Source organism: Paenibacillus sp. sptzw28 (genome assembly GCF_019550795.1).
Classification (GTDB): Bacteria; Bacillota; Bacilli; order Paenibacillales; family Paenibacillaceae; genus Paenibacillus_Z.
Genome location: NZ_CP080545.1, coordinates 3,365,253 through 3,390,899, shown reverse-complemented (window position 1 = coordinate 3,390,899; position 25,647 = coordinate 3,365,253). Strand labels below are relative to the sequence as shown.

Sequence of the window (25,647 nt, the reverse complement as noted above, 5' to 3'; positions counted from 1 at the left end):
CAATATTTCAATGTACATTTTCAAAAGGGGAGATTTAAATGGCCGCACTGGCAGCATTAGTGAAAAAGGATTTTCGGTTAACAAGAAGTGCTTTTTTCGTAGGTCTTGTCATTAATTTCTTGATATTATTGTTAACGTTATTCTTGGAAATGAATACAGGCGATAACTTATACCTGTTCATACCCTTGTTAGCAGCAGTGGTGCTTCATGTTTTTTTATCTTCCGGTCATGTTGTTTACCAGCCTTAGAACGGAGGCCGCTCAGCTGCACCTGTGGCTGCATAATCCCAATCGGCTGCTACCTTAATATTCAGTAAGATTCTGGTAGGGATCGTCATGGCTTTTGTATCCTTGGCTGTTCTATATTCGATGGCCGGATTGTTGATTGTTTCAAGGTTTGAATTAATTGAAGGGCATTGGACGGATGCTTGGACGGCGGGATTATTGATCTTTGCTCATATCATTATGATCTCCATTATGCTTGGTGTTTGGGTGATACTGTTATGGTCCCTTTATCATGCGTTAAACATCGGATCGGGCGTTGGAGCTGGGTAGCACTAATTGGAGCGGTCATCATACCAAGCTGGGTCGGTGCCATATTCGATTCCACTGTCCTATATAAGTTTTTAACACAATGGATAAGCTTGGAAATGAGGTTTCCGACTTTCCCCATAGATCCTATTCCGGCATCAAACCCATATATTTGCAATTGGCAGACCGTATTAACCGGAAGATTGTAAGTAAAGAGCTAAAGGCAGGCGAGAAGCTTCAATCTGTCCGCGATATGGCGTTAGCCTACAATGTGAACCCGAATACAATTCAGCGTACTTACAGTGAGCTGGAGCGCGAGGGCATTCTGGAAACGAGAAGAGGTCAAGGTACATTCGTCACAGAACAAGAGGACCGACTGATCCGGCTGCGTCAGAATTTGAAAGAGGAGCAGATCCTCACGTTTGTACACGTCATGCAGGAAATGGGATACAGCCAGCATGAAATCATCTCGGGACTACAAGACCATTTAAACAAAATGGTTAAGGGAGATGCATAGTGTGATCGAGTTTAGAAACGTTTCCAAGACGTACATGAAGCGTTCCGCGATTAATAACATTTCATTGACTGTGCCCCTCGGCAAAATCATAGGCATTGTCGGTGAGAATGGAAGTGGAAAGTCAACAATATTGAAGCTTATTGCGGGACTCTCCTATCCGACCAGCGGATCGGTTACCGTAGGTGGACAGACTGCGAACCGTCGAATCAGTAAACTTGTTTCTTTCTTGCCGGAGCAGGATTCTTTCTACTCACTATTTACAGTAAGTGAAGCGCTGGCATTTCAGGCTTCGCAGTTTGCTGACTTCAACACCGCCAAGGCTGAAGAAATTATGATGTATATGCAGCTGGAACCGGATAAGAAGATCAGAGACCTCTCAACGGGAAATCGCGGCCGATTAAAAATCGTGCTTACTCTGGCCAGAGAAGTACCTTAATCTGGTTTACCTGAAAGAGCTAATGGAGAAGGGCCGGCTGAAACCGGTTATCGATCGCTCCTATCCGTTGGAGCAAACGGCCAACGCCCACAAATATGTCGATGAAGGACATAAGAGGGGAAATGTAGTTATAACTTTGGGGTGAATTGTGTAACACAAGTTGTCCCCTTGAAGTAGACATGTGCTAAAGAAGAGCACGCAGTTTACTTGGAGGGGATTTTTCTTGGGCGAAATTCGAAAGACAGCGTCCAGTTACCAGAAAATTCTAAAATATTTACACATCGTTTAAAGATTTTACAATATAAAATGCACGTTAAATCATCTAAAGTATATACCGAAAGCGTTTTCATAATTCGTCATTAGCTGGAGGTGAGCGCATAGAAAGACTGGTTTAATTCAAACCCACCTGAATTGTCATCAAAGTTAAAAAGGAGATGAATTTAATGAAGAAGAAGGTTTTAACGTTTTCAATTATTATAAGCTTTCTGGTGAGCATGATCGGATTTGTTAATGAAAGGGAAGCGGAAGCGTCTACAGGTCCCTTTGTACATCCCGGCTTGCTGCATACACAAGCAGATTTCGACCGAATGAAGCAGATGATTAACGCGGGCACGCAGCCGTATCTGGACGGTTATAATCAACTGGTGGGCAGCCCGCTCTCTTCTTCCAATTGGACCCCGCGTGCCACATCTACGATCATTCGCGGCGGCACCGGCGATAATGTAGCCTTGTTGAACGTCGATGTCGCCCGCGCTTATCAGAATGCCTTGCTGTGGAAGATTACCGGCAACACGGCTAACGGCGACACGGCACGCAACATTCTGAACGCCTGGTCGTCCACACTTACGACGATCACCGGGGCTGCCGAACGCTATTTGGCTGCCGGACTTAACGGATATCAAATGGCTAATGCAGCGGAGCTTATGCGGGATTATCCCGGTTTCAATTTGACCGATATGCAGAACTTGCTGCTCACTGTATTTTACAAGCCTCTTATCGAGCGGTTCCTTGTCGGAAATGAATTCGGCGCGGACCACAATGACGCCTACATTCAGAATTACCGGGCGAACTGGGATCTGTGCAATATGGCGGCGACAGTTGCGATCGGCATTTTTACCGACCGCCGGGATATCTACGACATCGGAATTGAATATTTTAAACATGGCGCTGGAAACGGTTCGATCTATAATGCGATTCCGTTCCAGCACCCGGGCGGGCTCGCACAGTGGGAGGAGTCCGGGCGCGACCAGGCTCACACCCAAATGGGGATCGGCTTAATGGCCGTTATCAGCGAAATGGCCTGGAATCAAGGCGACGACTTGTACGGGTGGGCAAATAACCGCTTCCTGCGCGCCGCCGAATACGTTGCCAAATATAACAACGGAGACGATAACGTACCGTTTATGACCTATGAACGGGGGGCCGGCACAAACGGCGCCGTTCAAACGGAATCGGTGATTTCCAGCGCCAGTCGTGATGAATATCGTCCGGTTTGGGAGATGATTTACAACCATTACGCAAACCGCAAGGGGTTGTCGGTGCCCAATATTGCCGCACGCGCCCAGCGAGTAAGACCTGAGGGCGGACCGAACACCCAATATCCTTCGACATTCGACCAGCCCGGCTTTGGTACGCTTCTCTATACCCGGCCAGCCGGAAGCGGCGGAACCGCTACTCTTCCGAGCGGCAATATCCCCGACGGCACTTATCGTTTGATTGTGCGCCATTCCGGCAAAGCGATGGATGCAGCCGGAACGGCAAACGGTTCAAGTGTACAGCAATGGACATCTAATGGAGGAACCAATCAGCAGTGGATTGTGGCCCATCTTGGTGGCGGCCAATATAGCGTTAAAGATGTAAGGAGCGGAAAGTTTTTGGATGTAGCAAGCGGTTCTCTGGATCATGGCGCCAAATTCGAGTTGTGGAGCTGGAATGGCGGGGACAATCAGAAATTTGCTTTTATCCCTGTAGGTAACGGTTATCACCGCATTACCCCCGTGCACAGCAACAAGCCGGCTGACGTGACAGGTATCTCCACCGCAGATGGAGCCCTCATCCAGCAATGGCGATATATGCTCGGAGGTAATCAGCAGTGGAGGCTCGAACCGATATCCGTAAACGTTCGCTTGCAATCGTATAACTTTCCGGACCGCTACGTGCGGCACTCTAACTATCGTGCTCAGATAGATGCCAACGTTTCACCGGTTCAAGATTCACAGTTAAAGATGGTTACCGGGTTGGCTAACTCGGGCGGAGTTTCGTTCGAGTCCGTCAACTTCCCCGGGCGCTACCTGCGTGTCCGGTCCAATGGAGAAGCTTGGCTCGATTCGAACGATAGCACGACAGCTTTCGCCAATGAGGCAACCTACCGCCGCGTAGCGGGACTAGCGGATGCCCAAAAATCGTCCTACCAAATGTGGACGGATTCTACCAAATATCTGCGCCACACCAACTATCTTTTGTATGCGCAGAGCGCATCAGGGACGACTTATAATGCCGATGCGACTTTCACTGAAGTCGCTCCGTAAAGCCAAGTAAAAATTCAAAATGGGCAGCTTCTTGTTAAAAAAGGCTCTATATCGACAGATATAGTGCCTTTTTCCTACAATTTGTAAAGTTGAAGAGAGTATTCCTTTTAACAGTTACGGGCCTCTAATCTTGAAAGGAGGAAATATATGCCTATTATCGAATAAGTATTGATATTCCATTTGAGAGGGGAAAACAAAGTGGAGAATCATATTACATCCATTCCTTCGAAGAGCAAGCCGATCAAACGTTATTCAATAGAGGATTTTGTCAATACCGAGAGCATTGTTAGTCCGTCGATTTCGTTTGATGACGAATCTATTTTGTATTCAAGCGACAAAACAGGTGTTTACAATGCCTACATCATGTCGGTTAAAGACGGCCTTGCGAGGCAAATTACACGATCCACAGATGATCCGATATATGGCATCTCCTTTTTTCCAGGTGATTATCGTATTCTTTATACCAGCAACCGGGGCGGTAATGAACTCAATCATATTTACGTTTACGATGAGGCGGGTAATAGCCGGGATTTGACGCCCGGCGAGAACGAGAAGGCCGTATTTTACGGATGGAGCGACGACGAAAAGAGCTTTTTTTACGGATCCAATAAGAGAGACTCCAAGTTCATGGACATCTACGAGATGGATATTGAAACGTTTACGTCCAGTCTGCTTTATGAAAATAAGGAAGGCTATCAATTTTGCTGTATCTCAAAAGACAAAAGATTTATGGCCTTTATAAAAACATTGACAACAAATGATTCAAATATGTATGTATTCGACCAGATTTCCGGAGAGATGAAATGGATCAGTCCTCATCTGGGGGAAGTCAATCATTTTCCTCAGACGTTTGACAGCGATTCGGGAAGCTTATATTTTTTGACCGATGAGGACCATGAATTTCTATACTTAAAGAAAATTGATTTTCAAACAGGCAGCACCGAAATTGTCTTTAAGGAAAACTGGGACATCATGTACGCTTCTTTATCGCACTCCAACAAGTACATGGTACTAGGCATCAACGAGGACGCGAAAACAAGAGTATCCGTCATCGATACCGAAAATGACGAACCTCTGTCGTTATCGCAGCTGCCGAACGGACAAATCAACGGTATCAACATATCCAGGAGTGAAAAACGATTCTGTTTCATGTTGAACGATTCCACTTCTCCCAACAATTTATATGTTTATGATATGGAAACGAAAACCATTAATAAACTGACCGATACGTTAAATCCCGCTATCGATTCCTCCGATTTGGCGGAAGGTGTTGTCGTGCGGTACCCGTCATTTGACGGCCTGGATATTCCGGCGATCTATTATAGACCGCAAAATATTCGCGATGACGAAAAAATCCCTGCGCTGGTATGGGTACACGGCGGCCCGGGCGGTCAATCGAGACTGGGTTACGACCCATTGATTCAGTACATTGTCAACCATGGCTATGCCGTAATTGCCGTGAATAACAGAGGCAGCTCCGGCTATGGAAAAACTTTCTTTAAAAAGGCGGATTTGAAGCATGGAGATGTCGATTTGGCGGACTGCGTTGAGGCGAAAAAATTTCTGATTTCCACGGGTTATATCGATGAGAAAAAGATCGGTATTCTTGGCGGAAGCTATGGCGGATACATGGTACTGGCGGCACTGGCTTTTAAACCCGATGAATTTACCGTTGGCGTTAATATTTTCGGCATTTCAAACTGGATTCGTACGCTCAAGAACATCCCTTCGTGGTGGGAAGCCTTTCGCGATGCGCTTTATAGGAAAATCGGAAACCCGTATACGGATGAAGCGTACGTGCGCAGCATTTCACCGCTGTTTCATGCAGGCAACATAGTGAAACCGCTGCTCGTATTACAGGGAGCGAATGACCCGAGAGTTCTTAAAGTGGAATCGGACGAAATTGTAGAAGCGGTCGGCAAAAACGGGACTCCAGTAGAATATATCGTTTTTGATGATGAAGGTCATGGTTTTTCCAAGAAAGAAAATCGATTGAAAGGGGATCGTTCGATCCTGGTATTTTTGGATAAGTATTTGAAACAAGAAACGGTCTAATCGGATCCGGGCAATAGGAAAGAGCCGACTCCACACGCATTTACACCGTGTGCGGGGCCGGCTCTTTTTCGTCATGTGAATAACCGGGGCTAACGAGGCTGAGCAGCAGAGGTAGAACCGACTTGAAGACGCATCGAAACTCTACAAGATAATGGAAGGTTTATCCGTACATATCACGGAACTGCTGAGGCGTCATGCCAGTCATACGATGAAACTGACTGATTAAAGTAACTGCTTTGGCTGAAGCCCGTCTCATACGCGATCTGCTTAATGGCAAGCGGAGTAGATACCAGCAGGTTCTTGGCCAGCAAGATTCGGCCTTCCGTCAAGTAATGCGTCGGTGACTTTCCAACGGCATCTCGAAAAATACGGGTAAAATGTGCGGACTGTAACCGGCTTTATCCGCAATCGATGTCAAATTGAGCTTCCCTGAACAGCCCCTTCGGATATAGTCGGCAGCTTCGAACATTTTCTCGCGGGTGCCGCTTCCCTTCAGCCGGCGTTGGCGTCCGGCATCATGCAGGAGTGCGGCTAGCGCCTCGTACAGTGCCGCTGATATGGCTGGTTCGTTCGCACTCTCGAATGCAGCGGATAACCGAGTTAAGTTCTCCAGTGCCTGTTCGACCCGGCTGCGCTGCTGCGCAAGAGTAAACAGCCATACCTCACCGAGACCTTTGCCGCCCAGTAGCGGCTCGATCCAATTACCGGTAAAATGAACCCACCGTACATTCCAAGGATCGTTCGGGTCCGATCCGTAATCCTGGCTCTCGCCAGGTCCGTACAGAAACCCCGAGCCAGCCGGCAATTCCTGCCGCTCTCCACCGGCCATCACATATCCTTTGCCCGATATGATGAGATGCAGATTGTATTCCCTTAAGAAACCCGCCGGTCTCGTTCGCGGTGCTCGGGATCGAGATAATAGCGGCCGCATGATTCTGGATAGCAGACATAATGCAAATAGCTGGGCTGCGGCAGATAAATATGCTCCCTCACGATGTCTCTCCTCCAGTTGAAATGAGTTCATCACATTCGCAATATTTTGATATTAATCGCAAGATCCCATTATTTACTCTATATTTATTTACGATAAAATGAAATACCAGAGGACGTAATTCGCAATATTTTATAACCAATATTGTCAGGAGGGTGCGGAGTGGCAAAATCGTTAAAAGAAGAGGCTTTCTCGCTTGGAGTGTGCTATTATCCTGAGCATTGGGAGGAGAAGTTGTGGGAGGAAGATTACCGCCGCATGCGGGAGCTCGGCTTCTCAATCATCCGCGTTGCGGAATTCGCCTGGGCCATCATGGAACCGGAGGAGGGAGTCTTCCGGTTCGATTTGTTCGACCGGGCGCTTGATTCCGCTCACCGCCATGGCCTAAAAGTCATTCTGGGCACACCTACGGCTACACCTCCGGCTTGGCTTACACATCGGTACCCGGAAGTACTGAACGTTTCGAAGGAAGGTATCCTATACCGGCACGGTATGAGGCGGCATTACAACTACAACAGCCGCGTCTATCGGCAGCTTTGCGCGCGGATCACCAGGAAGATGGCCGAGCATTTCAAGGACCACCCGGCGGTAGTCGGCTGGCAAATCGACAATGAGCTGAACTGCGAGATTGATGTGTTTTATTCGGATGCCGATCACGATGCATTCCGCGAATGGCTGCAGCGCAAATACGACTCCCTTGATGCACTCAATCGTGCGTGGGGAACCGTATTCTGGAGTCAAACGTATACGGCGTGGGACCAGGTGCATCTAACGAGGCCGACGCCTGCAAACTCCCCGAATCCGCATCAGGCTCTGGACGAGAAGCGGTTCATCTCGGACAGCGCGATCGAGTTCGCCCGCATTCAAGCCGATATTCTGAGAGAAGTAGCAGGTTCGCGGCACTGGATTACGACCAACGGTATGTTCGGCCACCTCGACAATCATCGGCTTACGGAGGAGCTTCTGGATTTCTTCTCCTATGATTCGTATCCGCAGTTCGCATCGATCCACCCGGATGCCGGTCCCGAACCTCTGCTGGACCGAATGTGGAGCTTGAGTTTGAGCGGGGTACGCTCGATCTCCCCGAATTTTTGCGTAATGGAGCAGCAATCCGGTCCTGGAGGATGGGCTAACCGGTTCACAATGGGTTCGCCGAGGCCCGGCCAAATGCGTCTATGGACGTATCAATCGATTGCTCATGGCGCCGACATGCTCCTTTATTTCCGCTGGCGCACGGCCACGGTGGGCACCGAAATTTACTGGCATGGCATCAACGACTATCATAACCGGCCGAACCGCAGAGTGCTCGAAGCCGCACGCGTCGGCGAAGAGCTGGCAAGGGTTGGCGGAAGGCTGGCGCAAAGCCGCTACGAAGCGAGCATTGCTATCTTAAATGACTATGATAACAGCTGGGACGGGGAGCTCGACGTATGGTACGGTCCCCTTGCCGCACAAAGCACGAACGCCTGGTTCAAAACACTTCAGCGGGAACATATTGCCGCCGACAGGTTAACGTTAACGAGTCATACGCCGCTTTCCGAGTTGCAGCGTTATCGGGTGCTGGTATATCCGCATCCGGCAATTATGACGGAGGCCGCGGAAATGCTGCTTCGTTCCTATGTTGAAGCCGGAGGCATCGTGTTGTTCGGAGCCCGCACCGGTTACAAAAACGAGCACGGACATTGCCGGATGATGCCGTTTCCGGGTCTTGCCGCTTCCCTGTGCGGCATTATGGTCGAGGATTTCACGATTATTAATGGAACCGTTCAGGCGCCGGCGCTGCGCTTTCTTGGCGAAGAAGGCGGCGTTGATGAAAACTTCGCAGCCGCTGCACTCACTGCCGAAGGCTTTAACGATATTCTGATGGTCGAGGCGGATAGCGTGAAGGTGGTTGCCGAGTATGCCTCCGACTATTACGCGGGAAAGCCTGCCTTGACCGTCAACGAGCTGGGCCAAGGCCGTGTTTACTATTACGGCGCCGCTTACAGCGAAGCGGTCGTGCGCAAGCTTTTGCCGGAGCTTGGGTTGAGGAAAACGGCGGAGGACGTCGTTCATGCGCCCGCCGAGGTGGAGCTCGCTCTTAGGCGCCACCCGGTTACCGGCGAAGCTTTTATTTTTGCGCTCAACTATTCGGGACATCCGGTAACTCTGCATTTACAGCGTAACGCAGTCGATTTGCTCAGCGGCAACTCCTTGGCGGGAGACGTTAAGCTGGAGCCGTACGGCGTGCTGATGCTGAGCTGACTAATACTAAATTGTAGTTTATTAATCTTTCGGGCAGCTAACAAGTGCAGACAAATATGATGAGAAGCCGCGCGGTTGCGGCTTTTTTCTTTTTTAACGACACTTCTGTTCCTGGCCACGAAATGACTGGAGTCGTAACGGCAGTAGGAATAGAAGTTGCTAAATTTGCTGTTGGTGATCGCGTCGGCGTTGGTTGCTTTGTCGACTCCTGTGGAGAATGCGAATACTGTCTTCGCGGTGAGGAGCAATATTGTTCGAAAGGCGTTATTCTATCCTATAATTCATTAGACTACGATGGTAATCTAACATACGGTGGATATAGCCAAAAAATTGTTGTCACGGAAAAGTTCGTTGTCCGTATTCCAGACAGCCTGGATTTGGATGTTGCAAGCCCGCTGTTGTGTGCAGGCATCACCACGTACTCTCCTTTGAAAAAATGGAACGCGGGCCCTGGTAAGAGGGTTGCCATTGTAGGGATGGGGGGGCTTGGCCATCTTGCGGTCCAATATGCTCATGCCCTTGGTGCTGAAGTGACTGTCTTGAGTCAGTCTATGAATAAGAAGAGTGAAGCCGTGAGTTTCGGCGCCGATCATTACTTTGCAACCGGCGATCCCGCTACATTCACCGAGTTGGCTGGCCGTTTTGACCTTATCTTAAACACAGTATCTGCAAATCTTAATGTTGATGCTTATTTATCCATGCTTCGCGTAGATGGAACACTTGTTAATGTCGGCGCTCCATCCGAACCGGACAAGTACAATGTATTCTCATTACTTATGGGCCGCCGCAGCATTGCCGGCTCGCTCGTTGGTGGAATTCAGGAGACTCAAGAGATGCTCGATTTCTCCGCTCAACACGATATTGCGCCTTAAATTGAGGTTATTCGTGCCGATCAAGTGGACGAGGCGTACGAGCGCGTTCTTCGCAGTGATGTGCGTTACCGATTCGTTATTGACATCTCTACCTTGTAACTTGTAAGGTGCTTTCTATTATCTTCGACCGGCTTTGATGAAGGATGGGTTAGCCAATTCAATTGGCTGACCCATCTTTTGGAGTTAACTCCAATTTCGCATAAAAATATCGATATAGGAGGTGAACCCGCATGATGATTGCTGAAGTAAGTGAAAAATTTATTGTTTCACATGATACGCTCCGCTATTATGAACGCATCGGATTGATTCCTCGTGTTAACCGGAAAACGACGACATGTAGCGACATTAACATTCTTGTCTTAAGCCAATGACGGGCAAGCCACATCCATGTGACTTAAGTCCTATTGAAATGCCGAGTAGGCGGGGGTAAAATGAACATTGTAAAAACAATCAAATATTGGGATTGTGACTGAAATCTCAGGCAAGACCCGAAATGATGCGAAAGTGACCGCAATGGTCTCCTCCCGCTCATTTTGGGTCTTTTTTGTTGTTCTGAGAGAAAAGAGGGGGCGAACGGTACAGAGGTTTCAATGCAATGAGCCGTTGTTTACAATCGTTTTCAATTCGAAATAAGAAAGGGAGAAATGTGTGTGAAGTGGAAGGTAAAGAAATTCATTCAGCCTGTGTTAGCGGCAATTGTCGGAGCATCCGTCATTTTATCTCATGCAGACGTTTCGGTGTTAAATGCCCAAGGCTCGTCGGCAGCGACGAATTGGACAAGAGAAGCGGCAGCCCAAATCAAACCTGATGCAAGTAATATTGCTCCGAAGTTCGATAAGAATGAGCTTCAGGCCATCTCGAAGGATTTCATCATATGGGATACGTGGCCACTGCAGGAGATGAACGGTCATCCGGCGATTGTAAACGGTCATAAAATCATTTTTGCGCTGTCCGTGCCGAAAGGGTCGATCCCTGGAAAGCGCCATGATTCGGCTCAAATAAGGTACTTTCACTCGAACGACGGAAAGAGCTGGGTTCTTGGCGGGCTCGTATTCGAAGAAGGCAAATCGTTCGGCTCAAGACAGTGGGCAGGCTCATTCGTCATCGACAAAAGAGGCCGAGTTCATATGTTCTATACCGCAACCGGACGAAAAGGCGAAGCGCAGCTCTCTTACGGACAAAAGATCGCCACTGTCGACGCGGACGTTGTGACGACAAACCGGTCGGTTTCGTTTACCAACTGGTCGGAGCATAAAATCATACTCGAAGCCGACGGAACCTACTATCAAACAGAAGAACAGGCTGCACAAGGTGACCAATCGTATGCATTCCGCGATCCTTACTACTTCCTGGACCCAAAGAGTGGCGAGGGATACCTGCTTTTCAGCGCAAACTCCAGTGGAAAGCTCGAGCAGCGCGCGTGCTTGATGGAACACGCCGGGTCCGCGGATGCGATGCGTACGACACCGCCTGAAGCAAAGTTTTATAACGGAAGCATCGGAATCGCTAAGGCAACAAGCGGCAGTCTCACGGAATTCAAGCTGCTCCCACCGCTGCTGGAAGCGAATTGCGTCAATGAAGAGTTGGAACGTCCTAACGTGATGGTGAAAGGCAATCAGTATTATTTGTTCCTTAAAACGCACGGAAATAAATTCGCGCAAGGGTTGAATGCACCTGAGGGATTATACGGCTTTGTATCCGACTCATTGACAGCAGAGTACCAACCGCTTAACGGGAGTGGGCTTGTGATCGCTAATCCGGACGACAATCCATATCAAAGCTATTCCTGGATGGTAATGTCTAACGGTACAGTAATCAGCTATGTGGACTATGTCGACGTCGATGGGAAAAATATTCATGAAGTCGGCGAGCAATCGCCCGAGTATCAGATTGAACATTTCGGCGGCATGCTGGCTCCTTCGCTCAAGCTGTCGATCACCCGGGATCAAACAAGCTTGCTTGGGGATAAGCAGCAGGGTGTATTTAAGTAAAACGGATCTGCCCTTATTCATTATAAGTTGTCAATTTGGCAAGAACATTTTCGCAGAAAAGCTGCTGAACAGCGGCTTTTCTGTTTATTATCTCATACCCTTGAAGTAATTCCCTCCGTCGCCATATTCATCACATTTTAACTTGGTGAACCTGCGACTCTTCCAATTGCAGTGACTCCCGGCGCCGCCAACTCATGAATACCAAGGACAAAGCAATTACTAAGAGGATCATCCCAAGCACTCGAAATCCCCCGAAGCTGAAGCTACCTCCCATCACGATGCCTATCAACAATGAAGAGAGAATGGTTCCCAGGTATCTTGATGTGTTAAATAACCCGGATGCAATACCGATCATTTCTTTTGGAGAACTTTTGAACAGGGCCGCTTGCATCCCGACATTGTTGAGCCCACTGCTTATACCGAATGCTGCTAAAGCCAGACACACACTGATCACCGGTGAAGATTGATTCAATGTCACGATCCATACAGACCCGAGCGTCATCAGTATTCCTGATACCAGCAATGCCGGCCTTGGTCCCGATTTATCTATCCACCGTCCTGCTATTGGAGAAACAACGAGTGAGCAGAAGCCGAGGCTTAGCATGAGAATTCCTGTATCGAATTCGTTGACATGGCGTACAATTTGCAAATACGACGGAAGCCCGAAAAAGAGCGAGTAAAAAAGTACGTTAACGAGTATGAATTCGACATTGACCCAAGTCATCGCAGGATTTTCGGCGAATGTGCGCAAAGGAATAAAGGGAGACGCCGCTTTTAACTCATGCGCTGTGAAAGCCGCGAGTAGAATGACGCCTATCAGTCCGATGATGACATGCCCGGATGATTTTGCCGATAGTAACCCAACGAGCAGGGCAACAAGACCGAGTGTGAAGAGAAGGATTCCTGACGCATCAATCAAAACAAACCACTCACGAAAGGACTTTTTCTGTGCGACGAAAGTCGCTGGTTCGTCCTTAGGGATATTCCTCCAGGCTAATAGAAAGCTTGCCAATACGAACGGAATGTTGACAAAAAACATGGATGGCCAGCCCCACCAGTGAATCAAGACCCCGCCGATAAAAGGGCCAATTGCTGCCGCTCCGGATAGGAATATAGACAAAACAGACAGCGCAGTCGCTTGTTTCTCCGTAATATGAATTCGCACAATGGCCATTCCAACCGCAACCATCATGCTCGTTCCGATTGATTGTACAATGCGAAGCACGATGAGCCAGGCAAAGTTTGGCGATAATGGAGCTAATAATGATGCAACGAAGGCTACAACAAGACCGGTAAGAAATATCCTCCTGCGGCCAAATAAATCGCTGGCCCGTCCCATCACGGGTTGAGCGACGCTGCTTGCAATATAGAAAGAAAAAATAATCCAAGAAACAACTGTAAAGTCAAGTTGGAATACATTTTGCAGCCTTGGAATAGCAACGGAAATCATAGAAGAATTTAACGGGTTCAACAGTATCCCAAGGCCAACGGAAATCATCAACCACCAGCTGCGCACACTCATTTTTAGTCCCCCCAAAGCGTATTAATGTCATCGTACTTGAAAACGATTATTTATTCAAACGCATTTTGTGTTATAATTTCATTGATTTGAGGGAATGAGGGGGGTGCAAAATGGAACTTCTTCAACTGCAATATTTTCTTGCGGTAGCTCGTCTGGAGCATGTGACCGAAGCTGCACGAAGTCTGCACGTTACTCAATCGTCGTTAAGCAGAACGATTCAACGGTTGGAAGAAGATTTAGGGGTTCCTCTATTCGATCGAATAGGGAGAAAGCTGCGATTGAATGAGTACGGAAGCAGATTCCTTCGCCGTGCGGAAAAGGCTTTGTTCGAGTTGGAACAGGGGAAGCAGGAGATTAGCGATTTATCCAGCCCGGAGCATGGCACACTCAACTTGGCGGTGAACACCGCAAGTACGTTACCAAATATTCTTCGCGAGTTTCGAAAAAAGCGGCCATATATCCAGTTTCATGTGCAAATGCTGACCATGCCGGAAATGGTTACGCTTCTTCATAGAGGAGAGGTCGATTTCTGCTTGTCATCACCTCCTATTGAAGGGGATGACATTGAATGTCAAATCGTATTCATCGACCCAATCGTTGTGGCTGTGCCAAAGGCGCATCGGCTGGCAGACCGAAGCAGCGTATCCTTGACAGAATTACGGGATGAATCGTTTGTCGGTGTAAAGAATGGCTATGGTGCTCGCGATTTCGTTGACTCTTTATGCCATTCGGCTGGATTTGCACCTAGGTATGTGTATGAGGGTGATGAGCCTGCAAGGCTAAGTGCTCTTGTAGAAGCTGAGATTGGAATAGCCTTCATACCAAGCACGGCAAGGGATTCACGGCAGCATATCAAATATCTCCAAGTAGAGAATCACGAATTAATACGGGAGATCGCTTTACTATGGCATAGGAGCCGGTACATTTCGCGAGCTGCTATGGAATTCCGCGAGGTAGTTGTAGAATATTTTGGGGCGATTTCCAAAGAGGAAGAGTAAACCATAGTAAAGCAGAGCGGTAGAGCCACGTATAAGGAGGGCAAATTATGAACTCGAAGAGCGATTATAAAATATTGCGAAGCTCATTTGAACAAGCCGCGAGCCTATATCAGCAGGTTCGTCCGGATTACCCGGAAGAATTGTTCGATGATTTGATCCGGGCGGCAAATTTGAATCCTGGTGATCGTTTGCTGGAAGTTGGCTGTGCTACCGGAAAGGCCACTCTCCCGTTAGCCAAGCGTGGATTTACGATCACGTGCGTTGAACTTGGCGCTGAGCTTGCTGCAGTCGCCCGTCAAAACCTTGTCGGAATGGACGCTGACATTATCACGGGGGGGTTCGAGGACTGGCAACCTGAGGCGGGGAAAAGTTTTGATTTGGTATTCGCCGCAACCGCTTGGAACTGGGTTGATCCTGAAGTTCGGTACATCAAGGCATGGGAAGCCCTTCGTCCCGGCGGTCACCTGGCATTTTGGAACGCAGATCACGTTTTTCCAGACGGTGGAGACCCATTCTTCCGTGAAATTCAACCCATCTACAAGGAGATCGGAGAGGATAAACCGGGAGACACCGATTGGACGCGACCAAATGAACTGCAAGAGCAGAGAGATGAAATTGAGAAAAGCGGCCTGTTTGAGATTATTCACATACGACACTTCGATTGGGAGCGTATTTATCATGTCGAAGAGTATATTAAACTCCTCGAAACCTTCTCCGGACACATACTTATGGAGGCATGGAAACGCGATAAGCTCTTTGGCGAGATCCGAGTTTGCCTTAATAAACGACCGGAAAAGTCGGTTTGCCGCCACTGGGGCGCTGTTCTCCATGTCGCCCGCCGAATAGGCTGACAAACGAAGTGATTTACTAAGCGAAAAAGCTCCGATCGAGCTTTTTCTTTTTTCTGCCAATATTACTTTTCTGAAGCTTCTGCTTACTTTTGTTCATTTCCCGAATGATTCGAAAGAGCTACAATATAAAATGAAAGCACTTACAAAATCAGCAAGGCAAGGAGGGGCCTCATGAGAAAAAAAGTACTTCCATTTCTGGGTTTATCATTGATGCTTGCATTATCTGCGTGTGCTTCCGGCAGCAAGGACGGCGGTCAGGGAACGCAGGGGGCATCATCAACAGGTGAAACGAAGACCGGCGATGGCCAGAAGATCGAGCTGCGCATGACCTGGTGGGGATCGCAAACGCGGCATGATCTCACCATGAAAGCGCTCAAGCTGTTCGAAGAGAAGCATCCAAACATTACGATCAACCCCGAATATTCCGGTTGGGACGGCTATTTCGATAAATTGTCGACCCAGGTGGCGGGTGCTAACGCGCCCGATCTCATTCAGATGGACTACGCTTTTCTGGCGGACTACGCGAAGCGGGGCGCACTGCTCGATTTAACCCCATATTCGCAGAGCGGCGAAATAAAAACGGATAAACACGACAAGAGCATGCTGCAGGCCGGTTCCATCGACGGCAAGCTGTATGCGATCACTTTGGGGGTGAACGCTCCCGGCGTCATCTACAACACGGCCGTATTCCGCGAGCTCGGCATCGAGGAGCCGAAGGAGAGCTGGACTTGGGACGATTTCAAGGAGATCTCGGCTAAGATTGCCAAAGCAAAAGGTAAAGGCTATTACGGTTCGCCGGACATATCCGGGACCACCAACATGTTTGAAATATGGGCCAGGCAGAACGGAGGCGCCCTGTTCAACAATGGCCAGGTCGGGGCGACGAAGGACGATTTCCTCGGATGGTTCAAGTACTGGGGTGATTTGCGCAAGTCCGGAGTGGTTACGCCTGCAGAGGTTACCGCATCATTGACAAACGCCTTGGAAACGAGGCCGATTACTCTCGGAACGGCTGCGATGGAATTCGCTTGGTCCAACCAGGTGGTTGCTTTCCAGCAGCTGATGAAAAACCAGAGCGACGAGCTCAAAATGCAGGTCATTCCGCATGGGGCAGGCGAGAAGAAAATCGGCGAATATTTGAAGCCGTCCATGTTCATTTCCGGCTACGCGAAGACGGCTCATCCGAAGGAAGTGGCGATGCTGATCGACTTCCTGGTCAACGATCCCGAAGCCGCGAAAATTCTCGGTTCTGAACGCGGCATCCCGGTCAACTCGGATATCCGGGATCAGCTTAAAGAGACGGTTACGAAGACGGAGCGAACGATTTACGACTTTATCGACACGGTATCCAAGCACTCCAGTCCGATCAGTCCGCCCTATCCGCAAGGCTATGCCGAAATCGACAAAAACTTCAAGAGTGCCAGCGAGCAGATTGCTTTCGGCCAAAGCACGGCGGAACAAATCGTTCCAGGTTTCATTCAAGATTCGAACGACATATTGAATAAGTCCAAATAAAGACGCAGCCGGCGGCGGCCACGCAGCTTCAAGACGAACGTGGCTGCCGCGTTCCTGCTGGAATGGAGGGAAACGCCATGAAACGACATAACGGCGCAGCGATGCTGTTTCTCACCCCCTGGTTCGCAGGGCTTCTGCTGCTTACTCTAGGCCCGATGCTGGCATCGCTTTATTTTTCTTTTACAAATTACAGCATACTTGCACCGCCTACCTGGGTCGGATTGGACAACTATAAGACGATGCTAACCGAAGATAAGCTCTTTTACACCTCGCTCAAGGTCACGTTCACATACGTGTTCGTGTCTGTCCCGCTCAAGCTTGTTTTCGCGCTTGCCGTTGCTCTGCTTCTCAATAAAGGCATCAAGGGTCTCGGTATTTACCGAACGATCTACTATATTCCATCGCTGCTCGGCGGAAGCGTCGCCATCGCGATGCTGTGGCGCAAGATGCTTGGAGGAGACGGTTTGCTCAATCAACTGCTGCTTATGATCGGCATTCATGCCCCAGACTGGGTATCGAATCCGAAGTATGCGCTTTATTCCATCGTACTGCTGTCCATCTGGCAGTTCGGTTCGTCGATGATAATTTTTCTCGCCGGCTTGAAGCAGATTCCCCAGGAATATTACGAGGCTTCATCCGTTGACGGGGCCGGAATGGTCCGCCGATTCTTTAACATCACGCTGCCGGTGCTTTCACCGGTCATTTTCTTTAACCTGGTCATGCAGATCATCACCTCGTTTCAATCGTTCACTCAGGCGTTTATTATCAGCAACGGTACGGGGGGACCGATCAATTCGACGCTCATGTATTCCTTGTACCTGTACAAGAAGGGCTTCTCTTTCTTCCAGATGGGTTATGCTTCGGCTATGGCCTGGGTGCTGGTGCTGATAATCGGATTGTTTACACTTGCGGTATTCCGGTCAGGGAGAATGTGGGTTCATTACGAGGACGGGGGGAATTAGAATAATGATACGTTCCGCAGAAAGACCGGCGATCGTGAGACATCTGCTCATCATTGCGGTCGCGTTCGTCATGCTGTACCCCGTGCTGTGGATGCTGGGGAGCTCCTTCAAGCCGGCGAATATGATTTTCTCGGAAACGTGGTTCTGGCCGAAGCAGTGGCACTGGGAAAATTATGCCAACGGCTGGCGCGGCGTACAGGGAAACCCATTCTCAAAGTTTCTGCTCAATTCCATGATTTTGTCACTGGGCGCGGTAGCCGGGAATGTGGTGACCTGCTCCATGGCCGCTTATGCGTTCGCCAGGCTGAACTTCCGGTACAAGAAGCTGTGCTTCGGCATTATGCTGGCGACGATTATGCTGCCGCACCATGTGACCCTTATTCCGCAGTATATTCTGTTTAACAAGCTGGACTGGGTTAACTCGCTCGCGCCGCTCATCGTTCCGAAATGGCTGGGGACCGACGCGTTCTTCATCTTCCTGACCATTCAGTTTATCAGGGGCCTGCCCAGAGAGCTGGACGAAGCTGCCACCATAGACGGGTGCGGTCCGCTGCAGATTTATTGGCGGCTTATCATGCCTTTGGCCTTACCAGCCCTTATAACGACTGCGATCTTCACGTTTCTATGGACGTGGGACGACTTTTTCAGCCAGCTTATCTATTTGAGCGATGCGACGAAATATACGGTGCCGCTCGGGCTTCGCCTGTTTCTGGATTCGAGCTCGCAGTCCGATTGGGGGCCGATGTTCGCGATGTCCGTATTGTCGCTGCTGCCATGCTTTATCATTTTTATCGTGTGCCAGAAGTATTTCGTACAAGGGATTGCTACGTCCGGCCTTAAAGGCTAAGCTGGATACAAGAACCGGCCGAAATGGGATGAGCGCAGAATGAACGAAAAGTTAGCAGTGACCCGTAAAGCGATTCTACAAAGGTGCAGGCTGTCCACCTTGATGGCGGCTGTTTTTATCGCGTTTAATCTGGTGTTTCTGGCCGGAATCGTGTGGCTTGCCTATCAGTCCTTCTCTTCCGTCACGTTCACGGATATCAGCAGGGCCCGTCTGGCACTGCTCAATGAGAGCACGAGGCGCGGGTTTGATTTTATTCCGTATGTGACCGGGACCGCCTATTCCGTTGTGAGCGACAAGAACATCACTGATTTGCTGGAAGCTCCGGCCGCCAGCAAATACGAGATGGTATTGAACCGCCGGAAGATATCGGAAAAGCTGCAGCATATGCTGGTCGTCAGCTCAGGCATCAGCTCAATTGAAATTTACTCCGACGCCTTCAACGGCGTCCCCTACAGTTCGATGGATTCCGTATTCCCCGTGCAGTTGATAGCCGGAAAAGAATGGTTTGCCTCTATCGAAAAGGCAGATGCCGTATGGGTGTCGCTGCCGGACAACGATTCGGGGGAGTCCCTGATCGGCTATGTCCAGCGGATCTTCAGCAGCAAAGGTAAGACGATCGGGTACCTGCTGGTACGGCTATCGCGCGAAGATGTGCTTCGGAACTTTGCCGATATTCCGATGGTACTTGACGGTCAAACGCTGATCGTGGATACAGCTGGCAAAATCATCCTGAAGGTGAACGGGCCGGAAAATTCCGGGGCGGAATCGGCAGTCGACGCCAAATGGCTGCGGGAACGCTCGTTCACATCAGGCGACGGCTATGAACTGCTCAAGCAGGGAAGCGGAACGTCCATCGTGATGTTCTCCAAACCGAGCACAGTTGAGTGGCGGCTTGTACAAATCATTCCGACCGGCACGCTGCTCTCCGGGATGCGCGAGGCGGAATGGTACGTGCTTGGGATCGGAACGGTCAGTCTGCTGTTGTCGGCGGGTGTGGCCTTCTTTTTCATCCGCAATATGATACGTCCGCTGCGCCGTATGATTTTGGAGATGAAGAGGCTGGAGCGGGGGGATTTCGGTGCCAGTGTGACCATAACATTCACGGAGGAATACGCCCAGCTCTCACACGGATTTAACCTCATGGTCTCGCGGTTGAAAGAGCTGATGGAAAGCGTCCGGAAGGAAAGCAAAGCGAAGCGTGAAGCGCAGACCAGTCTGCTCGAAGCGCAGATCAAGCCCCATTTTCTGTACAATACGCTTGATATGATCCATTGGCGGGCGATTGATTATAACGCGCAGGATATCAGTTCCATGATTATGAAGCTGAGCCGTATGCTGCGAATCGGGCTGAGCGGAGGCAAGATGTTCATCCGCCTGCGCGATGAGCTCGAGCACGCACAATGCTACGTCGATATCCAGCGCGAGCGAGTCGGGTTCCCTCTGGAATATACCGAGCAGGTGGATCCTGAGGTGAAGAGCTGCTTTATTCCGAAGATTATTTTGCAGCCGTTGATCGAAAATGCCATTATTCACGGTCGGAGGGACGATGGGGCGGCAGTAGCCTTGAAGATTCGGCTGGAAATCCGAGAATGGCAGGTTGAGGGAAAGCGGCCCGTGCTGCAGATTAAGCTCTCTGATAACGGCAAAGGGCTTCCTGAGGGATGGGAGATGGGCAACGGCGAAGGGATCGGCACTCGGAACGTGCTTGGCCGGATACAATTGTACTGCGGTCCGCAGTACGGACTACGAATAACAGGAAGGGACGGCGGGGGGACCGAGGCGTCGATTCTGCTTCCCATAATCGGTACGGAGGACAGGCTAAAACAATGGTTAGATGGTGAGAACAGATGAGATCGATTCTCCTTGTTGACGATGAACCGTATACGATCAGGGCGCTTACGCAGCATGTCGGCTGGGATAAGCTGAATCTTCGCATTGCCGGTACGGCGGGGAACGGCAGCGACGCGCTGGCCTTTTACCGGGAATTCCGGCCTGATCTTGTGATGACAGATGTGTACATGCCCGGCATGAACGGGCTTGAGCTAACGCAAGCGCTTCGCCGTGAAAATCCGGACCTGCCGATCATCATCCTCAGCGGCTACGAGGAATTCGAGAATGCAAGGCAGGCGATGCGCTGGGGCGTCAATCATTTTCTGCTCAAGCCGGCCAGTGTCGACGAGATCGAATCCGTGCTCGGCCAACTGCTGATGGAGCTCGATGTGTCCGAGCGGAAACGGCAGCTGGAGGAGCGATACAAGCTGGAAATCGGACGGATGCTGCCTTATTTGCGGGAGAAATTCCTGCTTGAGCTGCTGTCCACGCGGTTTCGTCCGGGTGAGATATCGGGCGAGCGGCTGGAGTATTTGGAGATTCCGAAGCCCCGGGAGATCCTGGCCATCAGCCTGCAAATCGTTCGTCCCGCATTCCTGACGAAGCTGAAAGAAAGAGACTGGCAGCTGCTCAAATTCGGTGCCGGGAATATCGTTCGGGAGACGCTTCTCGAAGAGCTCGGTTCGGTATCCGGGCTGCAGGGCTATGCCCTTGAATATTCGGACCAGCTATTCGTTCTACTGCTGTGTGAGTTATCGGATAAGGGACACGACCGAATGCAGCGTTTTGCCGAGAGCTTTTCCGGGAAAGCAATGGCCAAAATCACCAATTACCTCAAGATTGAAGCTAACGCCGGCATTGGTGCGGTCAAGCGGGAACTTTCCGATTTTCTCGATTCGTATCTTGAAAGCCGGGAGGCTCTGGAGGCTGCGGAGTTTCAGGGAACGGGCAGGGTGTATCCTTACGAGGAGTACGGCGGCATGCATGCGGCAATCGACGACTACGCTTATACACTGAAGCAATGGACGGAAGCGCTCGCCGGCAAGGAACTCGGCAAGGCAGCTGAGAAATGGACCCAAATCCGATCACGGCTTCAGGAGGAGTCGGGCAGCTCGATTGCCGACGTTCAGACCGTTTGCGTCGGGTTGTTCAGCTCACTGCTATATTTCTGGAACGATCATTTCCCGCTGGTATCGCCGCCGCATACGATGTCCCAATTTTTAAAAGATATTCAGCAGCATTACACACTGGATGGGTTAACCGGCTGGATAGACGGCTTGATCTGCGAGTGGCTCCGAGCGGCCGGACAGGAGCTGTCGGCGAAAAAGGGCAATCGTCTGATCGATAGCGTCAAGAACTATGTGGAAGCCCATTACAATGAGGAGATCAGCTTTGCTTCCATCGCGAAGGAGCTGTACGTTCATCCGAAATATTTAAGCCAGCTGTTCAAGCGGGTAACAGGAGAGAACTTCGTCAGCTACTTGAACCGCTACCGGATCAGGAAAGCGATCCAATATCTCGAGTCAGGCCGCTACATGGTCTATGAGGTCAGCGAAATGGTTGGATACAACAATCCGACTTACTTCAGTCAGGTGTTCAAGATGATTTCCGGTAAAAGCCCGTCGGACTATCTGATGGAATGAACCGGTCGGCAGCTTAGGAATGTGTAAATATTTAATCATAAATGAGATCTGTTCTAATTATTCTTTTACTTCCCAGGGAGTTGGATTATGTTTGTAAAGCAACCTGATGGTTTGAATGTTGAGTATGTCCAGCCCTTACTTCATGAATCGGAATAAACACGACCGTAAAATGCTCAAACGGCGTTTGCTGGGTGATGACCTATGATCGAACTTAATGCTGAGATATTGTGATGCGGAATCGTCCTGATCCGGGCGATTCTTTGATATACAAGCGAAAAAAACGCGCCGGTAAGGCAGAGCTGCTATTTGGCAGCTCTTTTCCTTTTTTTAGTATATAATTTTTTTAGAAAATAAGTTGTACAGGTGCAGTAGTTTAACGACGCAGATGCGTCTATTAGTTTGGAGAGGAGGGGGAGGACCATTTCAGAGGAAACAGAGTGGATCGAACGCATATTAGCCGGCGATGTGCAATCATTTCGCTTAATTATGAACAAATACAACACCTATTTATACCAAGTTGCCTATTCGGTACTGCATTCGACCAACGACGCTGAAGATTTAACACAGGAAGCGCTGTTGAAAATCTATGCTTCTCTCCCTCAGTACCAGCATCAAGGCTTTAAAACATGGATTACGCGAATTACCGTTAACAAAGCGATAGATTACAAAAGATCGCGGGAACGGAAGCGGGAGCAGCTGAGCGATGAACCGGAGCTGCTTCTTCCGATGGAGCTGACGAAAACGGTAGAGGACGAAGTGATGTATAAGCACAGACGGCAGCGTATTCGGGAGTATCTGGACGAGATACCGGACAATTATCGTGACGTGCTGGTTGCCTTTTATATTGAGGATAAGAGCTATCAGGAAATTGCCGTAGAGCAGGGCGTCACCTTAAAAACGGTGGAATCGAAGCTGTATCGTGCCAAGCAGTGGATTCGCAAGCATTGGAGGGAGGATGAATGGAGATGAGTCATTATTCGTTGGAACAATGGACCCGGTATGTCAGGCAGGAGCTCTCGAATGAGGAGCGGCAGGCTTATGAAACCCATCTAGGCACGTGCGATCATTGTCTTGCACGGTATATGCAGTCCTTAGAACTGAATGCCGAAGATTCCTTCCCAACGCTTACGAAAGAAGCTCAAGCCGATATGGCGGAGGTGGTAATGCAGCATATTGGGTCTGCAGAAATCGCTCCGCTCTCCTTAAGTCCGGATTCGTCAGGCAAGAAATCAACCGGAAAATCATATACCAGGAATCCTCTGTTTCATTATGCGGTTGCGGCGGCCATTACGTTCCTGCTGATGGGAACAGGCGCATTCCAGACGTTGGCGGAACGGGTTGGGAAAGCGGAGACGAATATAGAAGCGTCCGAGGCCGAGCAGGGGGAGATCCGGTCGTCCGTATCTCAAATCATTATGGAAAAAACCATCGTCATGCTGGATTCAATCCAGCCTAAACATGAAAAAGGGGGAACCCGCTAATGCAGCCTAAAAATCCGATGACGGCGCTGCTGCTGTCTTTTATCCCCGGCTTGGGGCACTTATATTTGAATCGGTTTGTGCGTGCGGTAATGTACGGGTGCGGTTTTTTTGGACCTGTCGCTCTGATCTTTTTACTGCTTGTCTCAGGGGGACACGACGAAGAATTTATTGTTTTACTACTCATTATCGCTTTTCTTATCGGAGTCGTTAACTTGATCGATATGGTCATTTATCTCGTAAGAGGGCGAGTACCGTCATCGGCCGCTAACGTTTCGTCAGTCGATGAATTGACTCCAGTGCCACCGCGCGCTGACAACGACCGGTTTCCGACGATCCTTCTTTCGATAATCCCGGGACTCGGCCATTTTCATCTTGGATTGATGCAGCGGGGGCTGTCTTTCTTAATCGCTTTTTTCGGATTGCTGGCCATGGTGTTTTTCATTGCCGTAACGACCGCTAGAAGTGAGTTTCTCGCGTTTCTCTTCGTGCTGCCCATCATATGGCTGTACGCCATGTCCGACTGTGTTCAGCAGCTGAACCGGAAGCAGCGCGGAGATGCGTTGATGGACCGTACTTTCTTCGAAGACTTCCAGGAAAGCCGCAGCGACGGGAAGAAGAGCAAAATGATCGCTATGTTCCTTTCTATTGTTCCAGGAGCCGGCCACATGTACCTCGGCTTGCAAAAGCGGGGACTTCAGCTGATGGCGGCCTTCCTGTTCTCCATTTATATTATGGATGTTCTGAGGCTGTCGATCTTCCTGTTTGTCATACCGATTCTATGGTTCTACAGCTTCTTCGACGCTTTGCAGCAAATTTCCAAGCAAGGGCGTGAGGAGCTGAAGGATGTGCCTTTCGTGGAATGGCTGGTCCATAACCAAAAGTGGGTGGGAATTGTGCTTCTTGTGCTGGGGCTGTATCACGTGACCGATGAGATGCTGCTTAGGGTATTGGATCGGATGATTCCAAAGATAAACGTTTCCTCGTTGTTCCACCAATATTTTCAAACCTTTGTCGTATCCGTCATATTGATCGGGGGCGGACTTCGTCTGCTGTTTGGAAGCAAAAAGAGGAAGGGGGAAGGCAGATGAGAAAATGGCGGGTAGGCACTTTATCGATGGGGTTATCTTTAATTTTACTGGGGATCATTTTGTTTGCCTCTCAGTGGAAGGGAATGCAGGCGTTTGATGCATTTATAGCTTGGTGGCCGGTTATTTTTGTCCTTCTGGGACTGGAAATCATCGTCTACTTGTTTTTTTCCGGCAAAGAGAATAGCGTGATTCAATACGATTTCTTGAGCTTATTCTTCGTCGGCGTGATTTGCCTTGGGTGCTTCGGGTTCACCTTATTAACGTCGATCGGGGCTACGGAGGAAATTCGCTCGATGCTGAGGGTAACGGAAGCGACGAAGGACCTTCCAACGGTTAAGGAAGCGTTGGGTGACGGCGTGAGGAAGGTTATTGTGCAATCGTCGAATCAAGACATAAAAATCGACAAATCAGCGGACCGTTCGGTTCAGGTTTTCGGTACATTCCGTGAACGGATTAAAGCGGGCGAACAACCGGTTCCGTTGGACAAGAACCAGATCGTTTCTCTGCACTCAACCGGCGATACGATGTATGTGCAGATCAAGCAGCTGCCGTCAAAGAGTGGGATCGATTCTTATTATCCGTGGATGAATGTTACGGTTGTGCTTCCGCGGGATGTGCAGGTAGAGCGTAGATAGCATTAGAGCAGATACATGTCGTTTAGGAATAAGTTGGGTAAGCAGGAGCCGCGGTGAATAACCGCGGCTGTTTTATTTACTTTAGACATTATCGAACACGCTTTTCGCCGT

Annotated in this window: 22 protein-coding genes and 2 pseudogenes; 21 read left to right on the top strand and 3 right to left on the bottom strand. The window is 49.5% G+C overall.

The features are described 5' to 3' along the window. The first annotated feature begins 38 nt into the window (after positions 1 to 38). The 6 genes from KZ483_RS15210 to KZ483_RS15185 all read left to right on the top strand — a co-directional run bounded on the left by KZ483_RS15210 (position 39) and on the right by KZ483_RS15185 (position 6,066). Positions 39 to 248, top strand: a complete 210-nt coding sequence (locus KZ483_RS15210) for a hypothetical protein (RefSeq protein ID WP_220348264.1) — start codon at positions 39 to 41, stop codon at positions 246 to 248. 460 nt (positions 249 to 708) lie between these two features. Continuing rightward, entirely contained in the window at positions 709 to 1,047 is a 339-nt protein-coding gene (locus KZ483_RS15205) for a GntR family transcriptional regulator (RefSeq protein WP_397376116.1), read from the top strand. A 1-nt stretch (position 1,048) separates the two neighbouring features. Beyond that, a complete protein-coding gene (locus KZ483_RS15200) occupies positions 1,049 to 1,483 on the top strand; it encodes an ATP-binding cassette domain-containing protein (RefSeq protein ID WP_220348262.1) in 435 nt (144 codons plus the stop codon). Position 1,484: 1 nt separating this feature from the next. After that, the gene (locus tag KZ483_RS15195; protein ID WP_397376205.1) at positions 1,485 to 1,628 is read left to right on the top strand and encodes a zinc-binding dehydrogenase; all 144 of its coding nucleotides are present in this window, start codon (positions 1,485 to 1,487) and stop codon (positions 1,626 to 1,628) included. A gap of 298 nt (positions 1,629 to 1,926) precedes the next feature. Next, positions 1,927 to 4,011, top strand: a complete 2,085-nt coding sequence (locus KZ483_RS15190; protein ID WP_220348260.1) for an RICIN domain-containing protein — start codon at positions 1,927 to 1,929, stop codon at positions 4,009 to 4,011. A 198-nt stretch (positions 4,012 to 4,209) separates the two neighbouring features. After that, positions 4,210 to 6,066: a S9 family peptidase gene (locus KZ483_RS15185; RefSeq protein ID WP_220348259.1), complete on the top strand. Its 1,857-nt coding sequence runs from the start codon at positions 4,210 to 4,212 to the stop codon at positions 6,064 to 6,066. 173 nt (positions 6,067 to 6,239) lie between these two features. Here the strand turns inward: KZ483_RS15185 and KZ483_RS15180 are convergent, their stop codons facing one another. Both KZ483_RS15180 and KZ483_RS15175 read right to left on the bottom strand, forming a co-directional pair. Beyond that, entirely contained in the window at positions 6,240 to 6,395 is a 156-nt protein-coding gene (locus KZ483_RS15180; protein ID WP_258881265.1) for a hypothetical protein, read from the bottom strand. Then, positions 6,392 to 6,997, bottom strand: a complete 606-nt coding sequence (locus KZ483_RS15175; RefSeq protein WP_220348258.1) for an AraC family ligand binding domain-containing protein — start codon at positions 6,995 to 6,997, stop codon at positions 6,392 to 6,394. Before KZ483_RS15175 ends, KZ483_RS15180 begins: the two co-directional genes overlap by 4 nt. Positions 6,998 to 7,219: 222 nt before the next feature. Between KZ483_RS15175 and KZ483_RS15170 the strand changes: the two genes are divergently transcribed. The 4 genes and pseudogenes from KZ483_RS15170 to KZ483_RS15155 all read left to right on the top strand — a co-directional run bounded on the left by KZ483_RS15170 (position 7,220) and on the right by KZ483_RS15155 (position 12,164). Continuing rightward, complete coding sequence (locus tag KZ483_RS15170; protein WP_220348257.1) at positions 7,220 to 9,301, top strand: beta-galactosidase; 2,082 nt, start codon at positions 7,220 to 7,222, stop codon at positions 9,299 to 9,301. A gap of 107 nt (positions 9,302 to 9,408) precedes the next feature. Then, positions 9,409 to 10,272 (top strand): annotated as a pseudogene (locus tag KZ483_RS15165) (NAD(P)-dependent alcohol dehydrogenase); the annotation flags it as partial. Between the two features lie 131 nt (positions 10,273 to 10,403). Continuing rightward, positions 10,404 to 10,496 (top strand): annotated as a pseudogene (locus tag KZ483_RS15160) (MerR family DNA-binding transcriptional regulator); the annotation flags it as partial. A 327-nt stretch (positions 10,497 to 10,823) separates the two neighbouring features. Then, a complete protein-coding gene (locus tag KZ483_RS15155; protein WP_220348255.1) occupies positions 10,824 to 12,164 on the top strand; it encodes a glycoside hydrolase family 68 protein in 1,341 nt (446 codons plus the stop codon). 130 nt (positions 12,165 to 12,294) lie between these two features. Here KZ483_RS15155 and KZ483_RS15150 read toward each other — a convergent pair whose 3' ends face one another. Further along, positions 12,295 to 13,686, bottom strand: coding sequence for an MFS transporter (locus tag KZ483_RS15150; protein ID WP_220348254.1), 1,392 nt, complete (start codon positions 13,684 to 13,686; stop codon positions 12,295 to 12,297). Between the two features lie 110 nt (positions 13,687 to 13,796). Between KZ483_RS15150 and KZ483_RS15145 the strand changes: the two genes are divergently transcribed. The 11 genes from KZ483_RS15145 to KZ483_RS15095 all read left to right on the top strand — a co-directional run bounded on the left by KZ483_RS15145 (position 13,797) and on the right by KZ483_RS15095 (position 25,536). Continuing rightward, entirely contained in the window at positions 13,797 to 14,684 is an 888-nt protein-coding gene (locus tag KZ483_RS15145) for a LysR family transcriptional regulator (protein ID WP_220348253.1), read from the top strand. Positions 14,685 to 14,731: 47 nt separating this feature from the next. Continuing rightward, positions 14,732 to 15,535: a class I SAM-dependent methyltransferase gene (locus KZ483_RS15140; protein ID WP_220348251.1), complete on the top strand. Its 804-nt coding sequence runs from the start codon at positions 14,732 to 14,734 to the stop codon at positions 15,533 to 15,535. Between the two features lie 171 nt (positions 15,536 to 15,706). Continuing rightward, positions 15,707 to 17,050, top strand: coding sequence for an ABC transporter substrate-binding protein (locus KZ483_RS15135; protein ID WP_220348249.1), 1,344 nt, complete (start codon positions 15,707 to 15,709; stop codon positions 17,048 to 17,050). A gap of 77 nt (positions 17,051 to 17,127) precedes the next feature. Continuing rightward, positions 17,128 to 18,012: a carbohydrate ABC transporter permease gene (locus tag KZ483_RS15130; protein ID WP_258881264.1), complete on the top strand. Its 885-nt coding sequence runs from the start codon at positions 17,128 to 17,130 to the stop codon at positions 18,010 to 18,012. Positions 18,013 to 18,016: 4 nt separating this feature from the next. Further along, entirely contained in the window at positions 18,017 to 18,859 is an 843-nt protein-coding gene (locus KZ483_RS15125; protein ID WP_220348245.1) for a carbohydrate ABC transporter permease, read from the top strand. 39 nt (positions 18,860 to 18,898) lie between these two features. Further along, entirely contained in the window at positions 18,899 to 20,710 is a 1,812-nt protein-coding gene (locus KZ483_RS15120; RefSeq protein WP_220348244.1) for a sensor histidine kinase, read from the top strand. Further along, positions 20,707 to 22,332 carry a response regulator gene (locus KZ483_RS15115; RefSeq protein WP_220348243.1) on the top strand — a complete coding sequence of 542 codons (1,626 nt, stop codon included), beginning with the start codon at positions 20,707 to 20,709 and terminating at the stop codon, positions 22,330 to 22,332. Before KZ483_RS15120 ends, KZ483_RS15115 begins: the two co-directional genes overlap by 4 nt. A gap of 486 nt (positions 22,333 to 22,818) precedes the next feature. Then, positions 22,819 to 23,301, top strand: a complete 483-nt coding sequence (locus tag KZ483_RS15110) for an RNA polymerase sigma factor (protein ID WP_220348242.1) — start codon at positions 22,819 to 22,821, stop codon at positions 23,299 to 23,301. Continuing rightward, complete coding sequence (locus tag KZ483_RS15105; RefSeq protein ID WP_220348241.1) at positions 23,298 to 23,813, top strand: anti-sigma factor family protein; 516 nt, start codon at positions 23,298 to 23,300, stop codon at positions 23,811 to 23,813. The genes KZ483_RS15110 and KZ483_RS15105 overlap by 4 nt, the downstream gene beginning before the upstream one ends. Continuing rightward, the gene (locus tag KZ483_RS15100) at positions 23,813 to 24,901 is read left to right on the top strand and encodes a hypothetical protein (protein WP_220348240.1); all 1,089 of its coding nucleotides are present in this window, start codon (positions 23,813 to 23,815) and stop codon (positions 24,899 to 24,901) included. The genes KZ483_RS15105 and KZ483_RS15100 overlap by 1 nt, the downstream gene beginning before the upstream one ends. After that, a complete protein-coding gene (locus KZ483_RS15095) occupies positions 24,898 to 25,536 on the top strand; it encodes a LiaF transmembrane domain-containing protein (protein ID WP_220348239.1) in 639 nt (212 codons plus the stop codon). Before KZ483_RS15100 ends, KZ483_RS15095 begins: the two co-directional genes overlap by 4 nt. The last annotated feature ends 111 nt before the right edge of the window (positions 25,537 to 25,647 follow it).

Coding starts and splice junctions, on each gene's coding strand:
- KZ483_RS15105 (WP_220348241.1), top strand. CDS start 23,298: ATGAGTCATTATTCGTTGGAACAATGGACCCGGTATGTCAGGCAGGAG.
- KZ483_RS15190 (WP_220348260.1), top strand. CDS start 1,927: ATGAAGAAGAAGGTTTTAACGTTTTCAATTATTATAAGCTTTCTGGTG.
- KZ483_RS15110 (WP_220348242.1), top strand. CDS start 22,819: ATGAACAAATACAACACCTATTTATACCAAGTTGCCTATTCGGTACTG.
- KZ483_RS15140 (WP_220348251.1), top strand. CDS start 14,732: ATGAACTCGAAGAGCGATTATAAAATATTGCGAAGCTCATTTGAACAA.
- KZ483_RS15130 (WP_258881264.1), top strand. CDS start 17,128: ATGAAACGACATAACGGCGCAGCGATGCTGTTTCTCACCCCCTGGTTC.
- KZ483_RS15145 (WP_220348253.1), top strand. CDS start 13,797: ATGGAACTTCTTCAACTGCAATATTTTCTTGCGGTAGCTCGTCTGGAG.
- KZ483_RS15120 (WP_220348244.1), top strand. CDS start 18,899: ATGAACGAAAAGTTAGCAGTGACCCGTAAAGCGATTCTACAAAGGTGC.
- KZ483_RS15100 (WP_220348240.1), top strand. CDS start 23,813: ATGCAGCCTAAAAATCCGATGACGGCGCTGCTGCTGTCTTTTATCCCC.
- KZ483_RS15175 (WP_220348258.1), bottom strand. CDS start 6,997: ATGCGGCCGCTATTATCTCGATCCCGAGCACCGCGAACGAGACCGGCG.
- KZ483_RS15125 (WP_220348245.1), top strand. CDS start 18,017: ATGATACGTTCCGCAGAAAGACCGGCGATCGTGAGACATCTGCTCATC.
- KZ483_RS15095 (WP_220348239.1), top strand. CDS start 24,898: ATGAGAAAATGGCGGGTAGGCACTTTATCGATGGGGTTATCTTTAATT.
- KZ483_RS15115 (WP_220348243.1), top strand. CDS start 20,707: ATGAGATCGATTCTCCTTGTTGACGATGAACCGTATACGATCAGGGCG.
- KZ483_RS15210 (WP_220348264.1), top strand. CDS start 39: ATGGCCGCACTGGCAGCATTAGTGAAAAAGGATTTTCGGTTAACAAGA.
- KZ483_RS15150 (WP_220348254.1), bottom strand. CDS start 13,686: ATGAGTGTGCGCAGCTGGTGGTTGATGATTTCCGTTGGCCTTGGGATA.
- KZ483_RS15135 (WP_220348249.1), top strand. CDS start 15,707: ATGAGAAAAAAAGTACTTCCATTTCTGGGTTTATCATTGATGCTTGCA.